The organism is Sphingobium sp. CECT 9361 (assembly GCF_918741285.1).
GTDB lineage: Bacteria > Pseudomonadota > Alphaproteobacteria > Sphingomonadales > Sphingomonadaceae > Sphingobium.
In genome coordinates, this window is sequence record NZ_CAKKNC010000017.1 from 93,173 (window position 1) to 107,526 (window position 14,354).

Annotated in this window: 16 protein-coding genes; 5 read left to right on the top strand and 11 right to left on the bottom strand. The window is 57.4% G+C overall.

Features of this window, described 5'->3' with window-relative positions:
- Positions 1-256: 256 nt before the first annotated feature.
- The gene (locus LQ220_RS19185) at positions 257-1,033 is read right to left on the bottom strand and encodes an IclR family transcriptional regulator (protein ID WP_230189752.1); all 777 of its coding nucleotides are present in this window, start codon (positions 1,031-1,033) and stop codon (positions 257-259) included.
- Between the two features lie 85 nt (positions 1,034-1,118).
- On the opposite strand from LQ220_RS19185, the gene LQ220_RS19190 reads away from it, so the two are divergent.
- The 5 genes from LQ220_RS19190 (at position 1,119) to LQ220_RS19210 (ending at position 6,191) form a co-directional block, all read left to right on the top strand.
- The gene (locus tag LQ220_RS19190) at positions 1,119-1,283 is read left to right on the top strand and encodes a hypothetical protein (RefSeq protein WP_230189753.1); all 165 of its coding nucleotides are present in this window, start codon (positions 1,119-1,121) and stop codon (positions 1,281-1,283) included.
- Positions 1,270-2,181 (top strand): NAD(P)-dependent oxidoreductase, encoded by a 912-nt coding sequence (locus LQ220_RS19195; protein ID WP_230189754.1) that lies wholly within the window; start codon positions 1,270-1,272, stop codon positions 2,179-2,181. The genes LQ220_RS19190 and LQ220_RS19195 overlap by 14 nt, the downstream gene beginning before the upstream one ends.
- Positions 2,182-2,343: 162 nt before the next feature.
- Complete coding sequence (locus LQ220_RS19200) at positions 2,344-3,120, top strand: SDR family NAD(P)-dependent oxidoreductase (protein WP_230189755.1); 777 nt, start codon at positions 2,344-2,346, stop codon at positions 3,118-3,120.
- 85 nt (positions 3,121-3,205) lie between these two features.
- Positions 3,206-3,976 (top strand): SDR family oxidoreductase, encoded by a 771-nt coding sequence (locus LQ220_RS19205; RefSeq protein ID WP_230189756.1) that lies wholly within the window; start codon positions 3,206-3,208, stop codon positions 3,974-3,976.
- A gap of 142 nt (positions 3,977-4,118) precedes the next feature.
- On the top strand, positions 4,119-6,191 hold the full coding sequence (locus LQ220_RS19210) for an acetoacetate--CoA ligase (RefSeq protein ID WP_290369066.1): 2,073 nt from the start codon (positions 4,119-4,121) through the stop codon (positions 6,189-6,191).
- Positions 6,192-6,259: 68 nt separating this feature from the next.
- Here LQ220_RS19210 and LQ220_RS19215 read toward each other — a convergent pair whose 3' ends face one another.
- The 10 genes from LQ220_RS19215 to LQ220_RS19260 all read right to left on the bottom strand — a co-directional run.
- On the bottom strand, positions 6,260-7,021 hold the full coding sequence (locus LQ220_RS19215; protein WP_230189758.1) for an enoyl-CoA hydratase-related protein: 762 nt from the start codon (positions 7,019-7,021) through the stop codon (positions 6,260-6,262).
- A gap of 76 nt (positions 7,022-7,097) precedes the next feature.
- Positions 7,098-7,481: a nuclear transport factor 2 family protein gene (locus LQ220_RS19220; RefSeq protein WP_230189759.1), complete on the bottom strand. Its 384-nt coding sequence runs from the start codon at positions 7,479-7,481 to the stop codon at positions 7,098-7,100.
- Between the two features lie 256 nt (positions 7,482-7,737).
- Positions 7,738-8,541: an IclR family transcriptional regulator gene (locus LQ220_RS19225; protein ID WP_230189760.1), complete on the bottom strand. Its 804-nt coding sequence runs from the start codon at positions 8,539-8,541 to the stop codon at positions 7,738-7,740.
- 334 nt (positions 8,542-8,875) lie between these two features.
- Positions 8,876-9,298 (bottom strand): OB-fold domain-containing protein, encoded by a 423-nt coding sequence (locus LQ220_RS19230; RefSeq protein ID WP_230189761.1) that lies wholly within the window; start codon positions 9,296-9,298, stop codon positions 8,876-8,878.
- Positions 9,299-9,300: 2 nt separating this feature from the next.
- Positions 9,301-10,251 (bottom strand): thiolase family protein, encoded by a 951-nt coding sequence (locus LQ220_RS19235; RefSeq protein WP_230189762.1) that lies wholly within the window; start codon positions 10,249-10,251, stop codon positions 9,301-9,303.
- Between the two features lie 585 nt (positions 10,252-10,836).
- Positions 10,837-11,511, bottom strand: a complete 675-nt coding sequence (locus tag LQ220_RS19240) for a CoA transferase subunit B (RefSeq protein WP_230189763.1) — start codon at positions 11,509-11,511, stop codon at positions 10,837-10,839.
- Complete coding sequence (locus LQ220_RS19245; RefSeq protein WP_230189764.1) at positions 11,511-12,218, bottom strand: CoA transferase subunit A; 708 nt, start codon at positions 12,216-12,218, stop codon at positions 11,511-11,513. The genes LQ220_RS19240 and LQ220_RS19245 overlap by 1 nt, the downstream gene beginning before the upstream one ends.
- Before the next feature lie 155 nt (positions 12,219-12,373).
- Complete coding sequence (locus LQ220_RS19250; RefSeq protein ID WP_230189765.1) at positions 12,374-13,156, bottom strand: enoyl-CoA hydratase/isomerase family protein; 783 nt, start codon at positions 13,154-13,156, stop codon at positions 12,374-12,376.
- 178 nt (positions 13,157-13,334) lie between these two features.
- Entirely contained in the window at positions 13,335-13,928 is a 594-nt protein-coding gene (locus tag LQ220_RS19255) for a DUF2889 domain-containing protein (RefSeq protein WP_230189766.1), read from the bottom strand.
- A gap of 300 nt (positions 13,929-14,228) precedes the next feature.
- Positions 14,229-14,354: 3-keto-5-aminohexanoate cleavage protein (locus tag LQ220_RS19260; protein ID WP_230188208.1), on the bottom strand; the 126-nt coding region annotated here is incomplete at its 5' end.

Genomic DNA, 14,354 nt, shown 5'->3' on the forward strand with positions numbered 1-14,354 from the left:
TTATCGGCCATGCGAACGGCGTCGGGTCCAAGCTTTCCCGCATGCCAAACCAGATCTGGACGATACCGGCTCATCGATGGCGATCCGTCATGGAATCAGGATGTCGGCGCTGTTGTTTGCGACCGACCATCCCCATTCCGAGGGAACTTTCCCGTCCGATGACGTTATTCATATCTTCGCTGCATTTGCCCGGTCGCATTCGAGGCCCATGTGGTGGGATGAGATAGTTGACCAGAATAACATTGCCATTCACCCACTAATTAATCGGACGGGCTGGGAATTCCATTCCCGCAAGCGTATATTCGATCTCCGCAGCGGTCTCGTGCAAAAGCTCCAGCACGTCTGCCCTATCTTTTGCGGTCAACCGATTGCTTCGTGAAATCGAAACCGCCGCCTGAATTTGGCTGACAGCCGAGCGCACGGGGACCGCGAGGCAGAACAACCGCTCAGCGGCTTCACCATCATCGACCGCATACCCATCGCCACGTACTTTTGCCAATTCCTCCCGCAGGTGCTGTGGTCCGACGATGGTTCGCTCGGTTAGTGGCACGAACGGCCCATTGGAGAGGTACGCATCAAGCTCACGATCAGACAATTCCGCTAGCAAAACCTTGCCTATCGCGGTGCAATAGGCCTCCATCTGCATGCCCACCTTGGTGAACAGCCTGCCGGCACCTTGCCCGGTTTTTATCCTGTAGGTGACCATCTCATTATCAAGCGTGCCAAGCTGAACGATCGCGCCGACCCGGGCAGCCAGACGGTGCAGCGCAGGACCTGCCACGTTGGCGATCATTTGCTTTTCATCGACTCTGCCCAGCAGGCGCAGCAGGCGGTGACCGGCAGTGTGCTGGCCATTGGCTGACCGCACCAGATAGCCCTCAGCAACCAGCGTCGCGACTTGGCGATAGGCTGTCGACAGTGGAATACCCAGATCACGGGCGATCTCGGTCAGGCCGCGCTGGTCAGCAACAACCTCATCAAGCAGGGCGAGGCTACGCCTGACTACGGCGATCTGTGGCGTTCCCTTTCTCATACGATAAGAAAATAGCAGCCAGCGACACTGGTGCCAAGCAGTGCCGATCTATAACATGGATGCAGCAATGAGGAGGACACGCTCCATGACCTGCGTTACCCGAGACGCGATCGCGCTTGAGGTCGATACTACCGTGCTGATGGCTACCAACAGTGCCCTTACAGCGCACAACGGCTTGCTCAGCCACACCAGAGACAAGAACGGCACATCAGGCTGGTACTGGTTGAAGCGCGGCCATGACGGGAAATAACTATACCCCAAAAGTGGGCTTCATAGGTCTGGGCGACATCGGCGCTCCGATGGCGATGCGCCTGCACGAAACAGGCCACGAAGTGGCGGTATGGAACCGCACTACTGCCCGCACACACCCCTTTGCAGCGCAAGGTTTCCCCGTCCCGCATTCTGTATCCGAACTCGCGACCATGTGCGATATCGTATGCCTGTGCCTTTCTTCGGCCGAGGCAGTGGCGGACGTCGTTTTCGGGCCAGATGGAATAGCCAGCGCAAGCGCTGCGCCACGGATCATTGTCGATCATTCCACCATTTCGCCAAAGGACACCCAGGCCCTTGCGCATCGCCTGTACACGCAAACAGGCACAACTTGGCTTGACGCGCCGGTTTCCGGGGGCCCCCCAGGCGCCCGGGCAGGCACTCTTGCAATAATGGTTGGGGGACGCCGCGAAGATTTTGAAACGGCCGAGCCGATCCTGGCAAGCCTCGCAAAGCGGCTGACCCATGTGGGTGACCTGGGCATGGGACAACTCGCCAAGGCCAGTAACCAGATCATCGGCTTCATCACCACCGCAGCTATCGCGGAAGCATTTGCCTTTGCGGAAGCGGCTGGACTGTCCGCCAAGACGCTCTCAGAGGCTCTGACCGGAGGTTTTGCGGATTCCACCGTGCTGGGCGAATACAGGCGTGCGTCCGCTGCTGAGGAAATGGGCGGACTGAAAGGTCTGATCGAAGCCTATATGGATCTGTCTCGCGGCTATATACGCCCGGATTATGTCGGCAAGATTGACATCCTCCATAAGGATATCGGTATCGCCGGCGCCATTGCCCAAGCCAATGGAACGCCCATCCCGCTGCTCCATCAGGTCGAGACATTGGGGCGCCTGCTACATTATCAGCGGGGCGCTAAAGCATAAGCCGATACAAGCCATTCGTTGCATTTAGACAGGAGACCATTACCGTCTAAAACGAATGGACTAAAGCAATTCAGGAGAGTTTGTGATGATACGGTACAGTATGATCGACCGATCTAATGAGCCACGCGCCGCTATGCAGTCTCACGCGCGGGTGTCCGGCTAATGGTTGGCCTGGACTTGGGCCTGACCGGAATGCCCGCGATCGTGACCGGCGGCGGGGCTGGCATCGGGCGCGCAACAGCTCTTTTACTTGGTGAAGTCGGTTCCTCAGTCGCCGTCGTTGATCGGGACGGCGATGCGGCGCGTGCCACTGCAGAGGACATCATCAAGCACGGAGGAAATGCCATTGGCCTGACCTGCGATGTCGGTTGCGAGCAGGATGTCATCAAGGCCGCCGCCGACGCCGAAGCGGCTCTAGGCGTGATCCGTATTCTGGTGAATAATGCCGGTATTGGCGAATGGCGCGGCATCCTCGACATTCCGCTGGAAGACTGGAAGAATGTCGTGGACATCAACCTGACTGCCGTATTCCACTTCACGCAGGTCGTCACGCGGCGGATGGTGGATGCCGGCGTCAGCGGCGCGATCGTCAGTGTGGCGTCTGTTGCCGGCCTGACGGGCATAATGAACCGCAGTTCCTATGTCGCGTCGAAGCACGGGGTTGTCGGGCTGACTAAAACACTCGCGCTGGAGCTCGCACCTTATAATATTCGCGTGAATGCCGTCGCGCCCGGCATCGTCTCTACCAATCTGACCTCGAAGCTACTCGGCAATGCTGTCGGCGCTGCTCATTCGGCTGCCGTCCATCCATTGGGGCGGGTTGCCCAGCCAAACGAGATCGCAGACGCAATTGTCTACCTCGTTTCGCAGCGGGCCAGCTTCGTGACGGGTTCGGTCGTCAACGTGGACGGTGGATTTTTGGCAGGCCGGGAAGCCTGATTGGATCGCACGACGCGACCCACGGCAATACCGCAGTAATTCAGAAGGTAACATGGCGATGCATGATCAACAGTTTTCAGGAAAAATGGCGTTTGTCACGGGAGCATCCAGCGGCATCGGTCGAGCGATTGCCGAAGAACTCGGCGCTCGCGGGATGCAGGTTGTTGTCGCTGACATCGATTTTGTAGGGGCGGAACGCGTCGCTGCAGGCATCGAGGGAGCCTCTGCGATCAAACTGGACGTTCGCGACGAAGCAGGCTGGGTTGCTGCGCTGGACCTTGCAGAGGCACGCCACGGGCCGCTCGCCGTGCTGGTCAGCAATGCTGGCGTTATGGGCAGCACGACTCCTTTCACCGAAACGCCATTATACGCTTGGGAATGGTCCCGCTCCGTTAGCCTTGATGGCGCGTTCTATGGCCTTACCCATGGCGCACGTCGCATCCTCGCAGCGGGTACGCCGGGACACATCATTGCCACCTCTTCCATGTCGATCTTCTCGCCGACCGCGCGAACGGGCGTCTATGCCGCCATGAAGGCCGGGGTCGCGGTCCTCTGCGAAGCGCTGCGTGATGAAATGTCTGACCGCCCCATCGGTGTTTCCGTTCTTGTGCCTGGGGCAGTGAGAACGAATATCCTTGAATCCAATGCCAGCCGCTCGCCAGACGGTCGCCCAGTCGGAGAAAATCTGGACGAACTTACCGAAATGCTTCGGAACGGGCTGGACCCGGCCCAAGTGGCCAAACAGGTCGCGGATGCTCTCGGCACCGATAAATTCTGGCTCTTTACCCATCCGGAACTGGAACATCGCATCGACACCCTATTTGCCGAGATGAAAGCTGCGCTTCACGGAAACTGACCTGATCTATTCAGTCGGCACGGTGTACGAAGGCCGAGAAGAGTCGAGGCCGTTGCAGGTGCCGATACTAAAATTGTAGCGATACCCGAATGGTAAAACCCGAAAAATACGGGGCCGGGATTGCCCAATTGGGAGAAGGAGTTTGGTTGATCAGCCGCCACATCGGGACAGGATCGACCCTGCTGGCACAGTAGCGGCAGGATCACCGATTTCTGCGCCCAGAGGAAGGATACTGTGGCGGCCCTCCCCTGAGGATATGGAACGCTCCAACATAACCGCGCTTATGCGGTGGTTGACCGACAAGCGCAGCCTGTCCTTCAGCAACTATGCCGAGCTTTGGGAATGGTCAATCCGCGACCCGGCGCAATTCTGGGGTGCGCTTTGGGGCTATTTCGGCATCGAAGCTAGCGCACCCTATGAAGCAGTCCTGCACGGCGATACGATACGAGACGCGAGATGGTTTCCCGGCGCGCGCTTGAACTTTGCGCAACATCTGCTGCGGCATGAAGCCCGCCGCGCAGATCAGACGGCGCTCATCTGCCATGCCGAAGATGGCAGCCGATCCGACTGGAGTTGGTCGAAACTGGGTTCAACCGTACGGCAAGTCGCAACCGGATTGCGGGCCATGGGAATTCAGCCCGGTGACCGGGTCGTTGGGTATGTGCCCAACATCGCAGAGGCTGCCGTCGCCATGCTTGCTGCCACGGCGATCGGCGCGGTCTGGTCCAGCTGCAGCCCTGAATTCGGGGCGGCTGCCGCCATTGACCGGTTTGGCCAGATCGAACCGAAAGCGCTCCTGGCCGTTTCGCAATATCGCTATGCGGGCAAGGACCATGACAGACTTGCAACGCTGAACGAAATCATCGGTGCATTACCGTCCCTCGAACACGTCATAGTAATCTCGGACAATACTGATCGGCTTGCCTCAGAACATTGCGACGCATCCACTTGGACATCTCTCACCGCGACACCTGCTCCTGCGTCTGAAGCGTTTCGGTTCGAAGCTGTGCCAGCGGATCATCCGCTCTGGATCGTCTACACATCGGGAACCTCAGGTCCACCCAAAGCCATCGTGCACAGCCATATCGGTGCACTGCTAGGCGCGATGAAGGATCTCAGCTTCCATATAGAAGTATCTGACCAATCAGTACTATTCTTCTACAGTACTACCAGCTGGATCGTCTGGAACCTCATGCTAGGCGGCCTGAGCCTAGGCGCACCTGTTGTGATCTACGACGGCAGCCCGTTCCATCCTGGTATCGACAGGCTTTGGGCGATTGCGGAACAATCGGGCGCAACTGTATTCGGCACCAGCCCCGGCTTCATTTCAAGGATGATGGACAAGGACTACGTTCCTGTTGCCCATCATGCGCTCACGCGGCTCGAAGTGGTTGTTCTTGCAGGGGCCGTGGCGGAGGAGGCTGTCTGTAGTTGGCTGGTGACAGCGCTTCCGTCGAGCACGAGAATCGTTTCGCAAGCGGGGTCAACCGAGATTTGCGGTGGTTATGCGGGCGGCGTGCGATTGCTGCCGACCCGCGCCGGGGAACTCTCCGCTCGCATGCTCGGGATGAATGTGGAAGCATTCGACGCAAGCATGAAACCAGTGAGGGAGCACCCCGCCGAACTCGTCATCTGCTCTCCTTTCCCCAATGCTCCGCTATACCTGTGGAACGACCCGAACGGCGTGCGGCTTGCTGAAACCTATCTTTCCGAGGTGCCCGGCAAGTGGAGGCAAGGGGATATCATTACCATCTTCGAGGACGGCGGATGCCGGGTTTCCGGTCGCTCGGATGCCACGATCAAGCGGCATGGCGTACGGATCGGTAGCAACGAAATCTATCGCGCACTCGTCGGGGAAAGCCTGGTCACCGATGCGATTGCCGTTTGTCCCTCGGCAGGCCACTTTCGCGCCCAGTTGCTGCTCTTCGTCCGACTTGCGGGAGGGCGTACGCTGGATGACGAATTGCGCAATCACATTGCAGATTTGGTCGCGCACAAGCTTAGCCCGCGCCACGTGCCGGACCTAATCCTTGAAGCGCTTGCCGTGCCGTACACCGCGACGGGTAAGCGACTGGAAGTTCCCCTCCGCCAGTTGCTTGAAGCCCACATTGAAACGGGTCAATTCGCTTCGGCGCTGCAACACGATCCCGATACTGCCGCTTGGTACATAGCATTTGCTCGCGAGCATTCGAGCAAACAAGAAGAACGCGCTTGATCACAAGGCGAGGGACCGCGCGAAGCTAGCAAGCTCCCGCCTAGCTTCCCTGAAGTCGGCGCTACTCCTCAGCGACCTGTCCAGCGTGGCGTGCGCTTCTCCCTGAAGGCACTCTCGCCTTCACGCGTGTCTTCGAGTTCCAAGATGTGTTTGAACCACGTCATCGAAAGCTCGTACAGTTCCTGCTTTCTAGCGGCAGGCTCCACGGCCGCCCGAGCCACCGCCTTTGTGGCCCGGATCGCGGCGGGAGCGGCCCGCAGAATGGCCTCTGCATATTTGCGCGCGACATCGAGGCTGGTGCCTGCGGGAGCCACATCGCTTACCAAACCCCAATGTTGCGCCGTTTGCGCGTCCATCATCTCGCCGGTCAGCAAATACCGCATCGCCACATGCCAAGGCATGCTCACAGGTAACAGATTTGCCCCGCCCCCAAGTGCTGCAAATCCAACGAGTGGCTCCGGCAGACCAAATTTTGCCTTTTCGTCCGCTATGATCAGGTCGCAAGCGAGGGCAAGCTCAAAGCCGCCGCCCAGAGCCAGGCCGTTCGCCGCGGCGATGATCGGCTTGTCCATAGTATTCCGGCGCGAAAGCCCTGCCCAGCCCGTCTCCGGCATACCGGCTTCCATGTCGTCGGCAAGATCGTGACCGCTACAGAAGGCGCGACCCGCCCCGGTGACGATTGCCACGCGCAGGGAATTGTCGGCCTCATAGAGGTCCCACAGCGCCGCAAGTTCATGACACGCCTTTGCTGTCAGCGCGTTCAGCTTCTCGGGCTGATTCAAAGTGATCGTCAGGATGTGACCATCACGATCGGAGTCGATCATTGACATAGGGCGTTGTCCTTTATGGAAGCTCTCCGTCAAATGACCGCGGGTCGGACATCTTCGGAATCGCTTGGAATTGCATTCAGCGCCGAACGTTCGATAACATCCCAAGCGTTGAGGCATGGTGCATGCCTATCCGCCACACGCCGCCGTCTTCGACGAAAGTTAAGGTAATGCGTACTGTCAGCAAGGTTGCGCCGATCGAAAAATGGACCATGCCGGCAACCGCCGCAGTCGTGACCGACAACCGTACAAGGACAAGATCGTCAAATCTGGCACTGGCCGACCCTTCTGCAGGCAGTGCAGCGAAGTAGTCCCGGATGGCGTCCCGTCCTGACAGTAAGCTGTCGCTCGATCCATAGAGCACAGCATCCTCGCGATAGAGCGCCGCCAGTGCATTGCAGTCGCGTTTGGCAAAGTGATCGGACCAGGTCGATAGGACGTCCAGCGGCCCCGATGATGTCATTGTTGCGTGACCAATTCCAAGCCAAGGAGAGACGTTCCCAAGCATCAGAAATGATGATGACCCATGAGTCAACGATAAAGCGTGAGATGCTGCGATGGGCTATCGGAGTGACGCCGACATGTTATTGGGCGCAGTCCCAACTCTCTTTTGGTCTCCATCCAGTTTGCTTAAGCGAAGCATGCCGTTGCCGAAACAACGCGAGGAAGTCCTTAGACTAAGCTTGCGGTAATTTGAGGGCGGATCGGGTGAACCGCAATCACATCGGATTGACGATGGGTGCCACAGCCGCGCCGAGCTCCGCTGCGGACCGCTGTAGCATCGGTACAAACCGGCGCATCCGCGCGAGAGATCCGCCCCCCCCGTCTTTAAGGACCACCGTGCCGATTGCGGCCACCGGAGGGAAGTCTGCGTTAGGCACTACGACGGCAACCGATTGGGCATGTGCCGTCCAACCGCTGAACGAGTATGCGCAACCTTCTTCAGCGATTGTTTCCATTTCCTTTAAGAGGTCTGCACGCTGGTTCGCATCGAATGAATTGAGCCGCGTCAAACTCTCGTTCACCAGCTCAGCGCAATTAGGCTGGTGCGCAAGCAAGGCCTTTCCGCTCGCGGTGTAGACCGCGGGCACACGAAGTCCGGAGCGCGCAGCCGTGGAGAAGCGAACCACAGGGTCGATCTTATCGACATACAGGATATCGCTGCCGTGCAAGATCGACAAGAATACGACCTCGCCCGTCTCGGCGTTTAGATTACGCAACACGGGATGTGCCGCACGTCTGAGGCGGCTCCGCTCTGCGATCACCGAACCCTGTTCCCACAACTTCAACGTTGCAAGATATCGACGCGTACGAGGCTCTTGAGCTACATAGCCCGTCGCGGCCAGCGTCTTGAGCAGGCGGTGCATGTTGCTTCGCCCGATCCCTAGGATATCGCTCAGCGCAGAGACGCCCAATGGCTCGCTAGCCTCAGCCAAGCATTCCAGAATACGCAGTCCCTTGACTAACGTCGTATCGAGCCGTTCCGACGCGCCTTTTTCGTCACCCTGTTCGCCCTGACCCATTATGCAATCTCCTTGACTGTGCACAAGGACATACTCCAATGAAAGTCAATATGCGTCCAATTGCCGTCGGTCTGACCTTCCCCCTTCAGACAAGCGGCGCATGGTTACAGCCGTTCTTGAGCATTCGCGAACATTTTCGAATACGCTTGTCGTGTCGGTCAGCAATTATCCCCTCCATTGCAGCCTGCACGACTACGTTCCACGCGGTGCCGCCCAAGTACTTCGTTCGTGCCGAAGCGCATTTCCTGAATGGCCGCAGCATAGTCACGTCAATTATCGGAACGGCAGGCGTCTGGAGGGAAGAAGGCCGCAATGAGTGGTGCGGTGTCGCACCCTACACTGCGACCGCAGGCTTGAAGCGGGGAATCGCGATCCCATCGTCGACCTCAATCTTGAGTTCCAGCGGCTGGTCAATCTCCAGCGCCTCAGGATCAGCCACATCAACGATATTGCTGGCGAACCGAGGGCCTTCTTCCAATACTACGATGCCAACCGTGTAGGGGACGCGACTCTTGTAAGCCTCGCCGTAAGGACGGTAATAGACGACCCAGGAATAAAGCGTTGCCCGCCCCGAAGCTTCTTCCCAAACCAAGTCCGGCTTCAAGCATCGCGGGCATTCCTCACGCCCTGGAAGAAAGGCGTGATTGCAATTTTGGCAGCGCTGAAACACCAGCTTGCCGTCCTTGGCGGCATCCCAAAATGGACGTTGGACCGGACCGTCGTCCGGTAGCGGCAGCAGTGAAGGATCCCGATCCATGGTCAACGACCGATGATCAGCGTTCCGTGCGTTTGCATGATCCCTCCCTGTGTGCTGATGATACTGTTTCTGACATTTTTAACCTGATTTGCTGCGGTGCCACGCACTTGGCGGATTCCCTCCAAAACCATCTGCATGCCTGGCATGCCTGTTTCCGAGAGCAGTCCGCCTGCGGTGTTCATGGGGATCTCGCCGTCCAGGCCAATTGCACCCTCTTCGACATAGCGCCCGCCATGGCCCTTCGCGCAAAAGCCGTAATCTTCGAGTGTGATGATCGGCACGATCGAAAAGCAGTCATAGAGCTGAGCCGTATCCATATCCCGCGGTCCGAGGCCGGCCATCTGAAACGCCATCGCCGCCGATGTCGCGGCCATAGTTGTGGTCAGATCATTCCGCAGTTCGACGTTCCAGCTTTCTTGGCCGGCGCCGAAGCCAAGGATCGGAACCGGATCAGGAACCCCGAGTTGCTTGGCGCGCTCCGCACTCATAAGCACCAAAGCGGCACCGCCGTCGCTGACCAGAGCGAAGTCGTCGCGTCGGAACGGCGAGATCAGGAATGGCTTTTCCAAATACTCATCAATGTCCAGAGGCACACGGAGCTGCGCATTTGGGTTTGTAGTTCCGTTGCGCCGCCCATTCACGGGAATGGCACCCAACTGGCGTTCTGTTGTGCCAAATTGTTTCATGTGGCGCCGCGCAACCATCGCGTAGCTCGCCGCTGCAGCCACATAACCGAACGTGGCCGTATCGCCGAGCGCAGCGCTATACGATGCCGCACTGAAGGACTTCGGATTATCGGAGAAAGTGACGACCGCAACATCGCACAAGCCAGCCTCGATCAAAAAGCTCGCATAGGAAATACAGCCGGTGACCGCTCCGCCGCCCTGATCCCAAGCCATGCCGAATTTAGGCTTAAGGCCCATTGCTTCGGCCACTTTCTGCCCGGTCATCATGCCTGGAAGGGAAGTCGGCGGCTTAACCAGCAGCGCATCGACAAGATCCTTTTCGATGCCTGCATCCTCAAGCGCGTTACGAACCGCCTCCACTACCAAGGAAATGGTCGTGCGGCCCGGAAGGCTGCCAAACTTCGTTTGACCCATACCCGCGATGACGACCTTACCTCGCATCTGTGCCTCGCATAACCTTCTCCTGATACTGGTGCCAACGCTTCTGAACTATGGCAGTTCACGCACTCGGACTATTGCTCGGTGATAGCCTCACATAACGGCCCACCCACTCATCCGAGCATGATCTCACCGCATGTTTCACAGATACACCGATTCTAAAAATCACTTATACATGTAAATATAATTTCATTAATATAGATTAATACCTAATACTGCAATAAATATCTCGTTTATATTGAATATATAAATAACAACTATCAATATACACATTTATATAAAAACACGAGTTAACCTAATCTATTTGATAGATACTCTGATCTATCGGAATTATTGTAATTATATATTGCCGAGACGCATGGCAATAGCGTGGTCGTACTGAGCACCATGCGCTGCGTTCAGCAACGCCAGCCGTTATGCAGCCGATAGCGCGATATCGTATTTTGCCGTCGTTTTCGCCGCGACTTCCTCCGCAGTTACGCCGGGTGCCAGTTCTATAAGCCGGAAAGACGAATCGTCGTCGGCACGCTGGAACACGCACAAGTCGGTGATGATCATGTCGACTACATTCCTGCCGGTCAGCGGCAAGGTGCATTCGGGTATAAGCTTCGGGCTGCCGTCCTTGGACGTGTGCTCCATGACGACGATGATCTTCTTGACCCCGGCGACGAGATCCATCGCGCCACCCATGCCCTTGATCATCTTGCCCGGGATCATCCAGTTGGCGATGTCGCCCTTCTCGCTCACCTCCATCGCGCCCAGCACCGTCAGGTCGATATGCCCGCCGCGGATCATGGCGAAACTGTCGGACGAGCTGAAATAGCAGCTGTGCGGCAACTCGCTGATCGTCTGTTTGCCTGCATTGATAAGGTCCGGGTCCTCGTCGCCCTCAAAGGGGAAAGGACCGATGCCAAGCATACCGTTCTCGGACTGCAGGGTCACCTCCACCCCATCGGGAATGTGGTTTGCGACGAGGGTAGGAATGCCAATGCCCAAGTTTACGTAAAATCCATCGCGCAACTCCTTTGCAGCGCGCGCAGCCATCTCATCCCGGGTCCAGCCTTTCGTCCGGTCGTCATGTTTGGTCATCAGGCCGCCTCCCTCTGGCGAACGGTACGAAATTCGATCTTCTTGTCATTGGACGCGCCGACAATCATGCGTTTCACATATATACCAGGAAGGTGGATACTGTCAGGGTCGAGGCTACCTGCGGGAACCACTTCCTCGACTTCGGCGATGCAGATCTTCGCTGCAGTCGCCATTGGCTGATTGAAGTTGCGTGCGGTCTTTCGAAAAATGACATTACCGGTTTCGTCGGCCTTCCATCCTTTAATGATGGCAAGATCGGCAAAGATGCCACGCTCCAAAATATATTCCTGTCCGTCGAAAACCTTGACCTCTTTGCCATCCGCAACCTGTGTGCCTACGCCAGTTTTGGTATAGAATCCCGGTATGCCGGCTCCGCCTGCGCGGCAGCGCTCCGCCAATGTGCCTTGAGGACAGAATTCCACTTCCAGTTCGCCCGAAAGATATTGGCGTTCGAACTCCTTGTTCTCACCAACATAGGAACTGATCATCTTCTTCACCTGGCGGCTGCGGAGCAGCTTCCCCAACCCTTCACCATCGATACCGGCATTGTTGGACGCGATGACGAGATCCTTCACCCCGGAGTCCCGGATGGCATCGATCAGCCCCTCCGCGATGCCACAGAGCCCGAAGCCCCCGGCACAAATCTGCATTCCGTCGAACAACAGCCCTTCCAGCGCCGTGGCGGCATCAGGGTAAAGTTTATTCATGGCATATCCTCTTCAATCGGACCGACCGGCGATCACATCGACGTTGCGCCGGACTTGTCCTTGCCTGGATCGTCACCTGACCGTCGCCTGTCGTTGTGAAACGACATGATACTTGGCAGGACGGTGCTCTGCGGCGAGGCAAATCTCTGCAACCTTCACTTCCCCTGAAAGTTGGGCTTGCGCTTCTCGGCAAATGCCTTGGGTCCTTCTACGGCATCTTCCGTGTTGAACAGGTAGGACACGAACGATTGTTCGAAGCGAAGTCCAAGCGACAAGGGCAGGTCCATCGACCGCAATGCCAACTCCTTCGCCGCTTGTACGGCTAGTGGTGCGTTGGCTGCGACCCTTTCGGCATATTCCATGGCCTTTGGCAGAACATCCTGCCAGGTTGGGACAACCTCGTTGATGAGCCCCCAGCGTTCGGCCTCATGTGCGGTTATCGTGTCCCCCGTGAGCAGCAGCCGCATGGCCACGGCATACGGCAATTGCTTAATAAGGCGTTGGGTCCCGCCGTTAGCAGGCACGCCGCCACGCTTTACCTCCGCCACGTTGAATGTTGCGCTTTCGCAGGCAATGCGCATGTCGGTCGCCAGCATCAACGTGACCCCGCCGCCCAGACAGTAGCCGTTAATCGCGGAAATGACTGGCTTCCAAACTTCCAGGCCGCGATTGAGGAGCATGTCGTTCTGAGTCTTGAAGAACTTGGAAGCTGGCGCTCTTTGCGTCCAGACGGCCGACTTCAGGTCAGCGCCGACGGTGAATGACCGGTCTCCGGCACCAGTCACTACGGCAACGCGAACATCATCATCGTCACGAACACGGGACCAAGCGTTCGTCAAACCTTCGTAATGCTCGGGGTCCATTGCGTTCATCCGCTCAGGACGATTGATCGTGATAAGGGCAACACCTTCTTTACTGAGCGAAAAGTCGATCGACATGGATTTCCTCCTTAGTGGAATGTCATTCTGAATAATAGAACATTTCTAATTGGCCAAGCGAAATGTGCCGTCCCTGCGGCTTGCTCGGTGCCAATGTGCAAAACAACACAACTGCGTTAAGGCACCTGCCAGACTGTCGCTTCAACAACGCCCGGGCTGATCGATCATTATATTGCCTCTAAGGTTCGCTGCGTTCGTCGACCGACTTGTCAGCAAATTGAGGAAAGTGTTCGCTCACGCCCGGACCATCAGTGCGCCAGCCATAACAGCGGTCTAGGAAACCAGGGCGATCGCCACTCGCCTTTACATGATCCAACTCGCCGCCCCCCTCCGGGTTTTTCCCCCAGCCCATAGTCTGATAAAATGTTGTGGCTGCTGGAACCAGGAGGTCCATGAGATGCGTGCAGGCATGCCGATGGCCGATTCGAGCACGCGCCTCCTTCTGCCAACCGGAAACAAAGCGAACGCCGATGAGTTCATGCAGGTATTCACGGGCGTCCTGACACGCAAGCATTGGGGTCGTGGCCATCTCCGATTCGATTGCCGTGATTGTTAGCTGGTCATCGACGGTAACCCGAAGCTTCATGTCATGCACGGCGGCACCGGCCTTCTGAGAGCCGCGAGTGATCTGCACGAAATCGATGCATTTCGTGTCACGCAGACTCGCCTCGACCTCCCATTGACCATCAGCGCGCAGGTAGCCGTCGCAACGCACTGATCGCTGATGCAACATCTTGCGCGGCGCCACTGGGGGAAACTGCGTCGGTTCCATCGTCATTCCTTTAACTTCTAGTACCGGCCCGCACAGCTATCTCGTTGCAGAAAAAGCCAGAATTGAGGCGATACCCGCGGCAACCTGATGAGCCATCGCGTGCGAAAAGTCGCGTCAGTCACCGGATGGGCGAGGGAGCAGCTATCTGCGCTCTCAGTTTTATCAGCCCTGCCCCGCTTACCCAAGCTTCTGAAGCATTCTGGAACGCCCGTCACCGGAACAAATGCCGATGACGGGGCCCCAGCTTATTCGTGCCTTGGCTACCTGTTGCCCGTTGTCTGCGCACGGGCAGCCAAAACATCAGAAGCCCACGTTATCGCCGCCCTTCGTCTCAAGCATGGCCCGCGCTTCTTCCGGTGTGGCCAGGTCGAGACCCAGTTCTTCGAGGATACGACGGCTCTTGGCGACCTGTTCCGCATTTGAAGT

Coding starts and splice junctions, on each gene's coding strand:
- LQ220_RS19220 (WP_230189759.1), bottom strand. CDS start 7,481: ATGACATCATCGGGGCCGCTGGACGTCCTATCGACCTGGTCCGATCAC.
- LQ220_RS19225 (WP_230189760.1), bottom strand. CDS start 8,541: ATGGGTCAGGGCGAACAGGGTGACGAAAAAGGCGCGTCGGAACGGCTC.
- LQ220_RS19215 (WP_230189758.1), bottom strand. CDS start 7,021: ATGTCAATGATCGACTCCGATCGTGATGGTCACATCCTGACGATCACT.
- LQ220_RS19255 (WP_230189766.1), bottom strand. CDS start 13,928: ATGGAACCGACGCAGTTTCCCCCAGTGGCGCCGCGCAAGATGTTGCAT.
- LQ220_RS19230 (WP_230189761.1), bottom strand. CDS start 9,298: ATGGATCGGGATCCTTCACTGCTGCCGCTACCGGACGACGGTCCGGTC.
- LQ220_RS19235 (WP_230189762.1), bottom strand. CDS start 10,251: ATGATGACCGGGCAGAAAGTGGCCGAAGCAATGGGCCTTAAGCCTAAA.
- LQ220_RS19195 (WP_230189754.1), top strand. CDS start 1,270: ATGACGGGAAATAACTATACCCCAAAAGTGGGCTTCATAGGTCTGGGC.
- LQ220_RS19250 (WP_230189765.1), bottom strand. CDS start 13,156: ATGTCGATCGACTTTTCGCTCAGTAAAGAAGGTGTTGCCCTTATCACG.
- LQ220_RS19240 (WP_230189763.1), bottom strand. CDS start 11,511: ATGACCAAACATGACGACCGGACGAAAGGCTGGACCCGGGATGAGATG.
- LQ220_RS19190 (WP_230189753.1), top strand. CDS start 1,119: ATGACCTGCGTTACCCGAGACGCGATCGCGCTTGAGGTCGATACTACC.
- LQ220_RS19205 (WP_230189756.1), top strand. CDS start 3,206: ATGGCGTTTGTCACGGGAGCATCCAGCGGCATCGGTCGAGCGATTGCC.
- LQ220_RS19200 (WP_230189755.1), top strand. CDS start 2,344: ATGGTTGGCCTGGACTTGGGCCTGACCGGAATGCCCGCGATCGTGACC.
- LQ220_RS19185 (WP_230189752.1), bottom strand. CDS start 1,033: ATGAGAAAGGGAACGCCACAGATCGCCGTAGTCAGGCGTAGCCTCGCC.
- LQ220_RS19245 (WP_230189764.1), bottom strand. CDS start 12,218: ATGAATAAACTTTACCCTGATGCCGCCACGGCGCTGGAAGGGCTGTTG.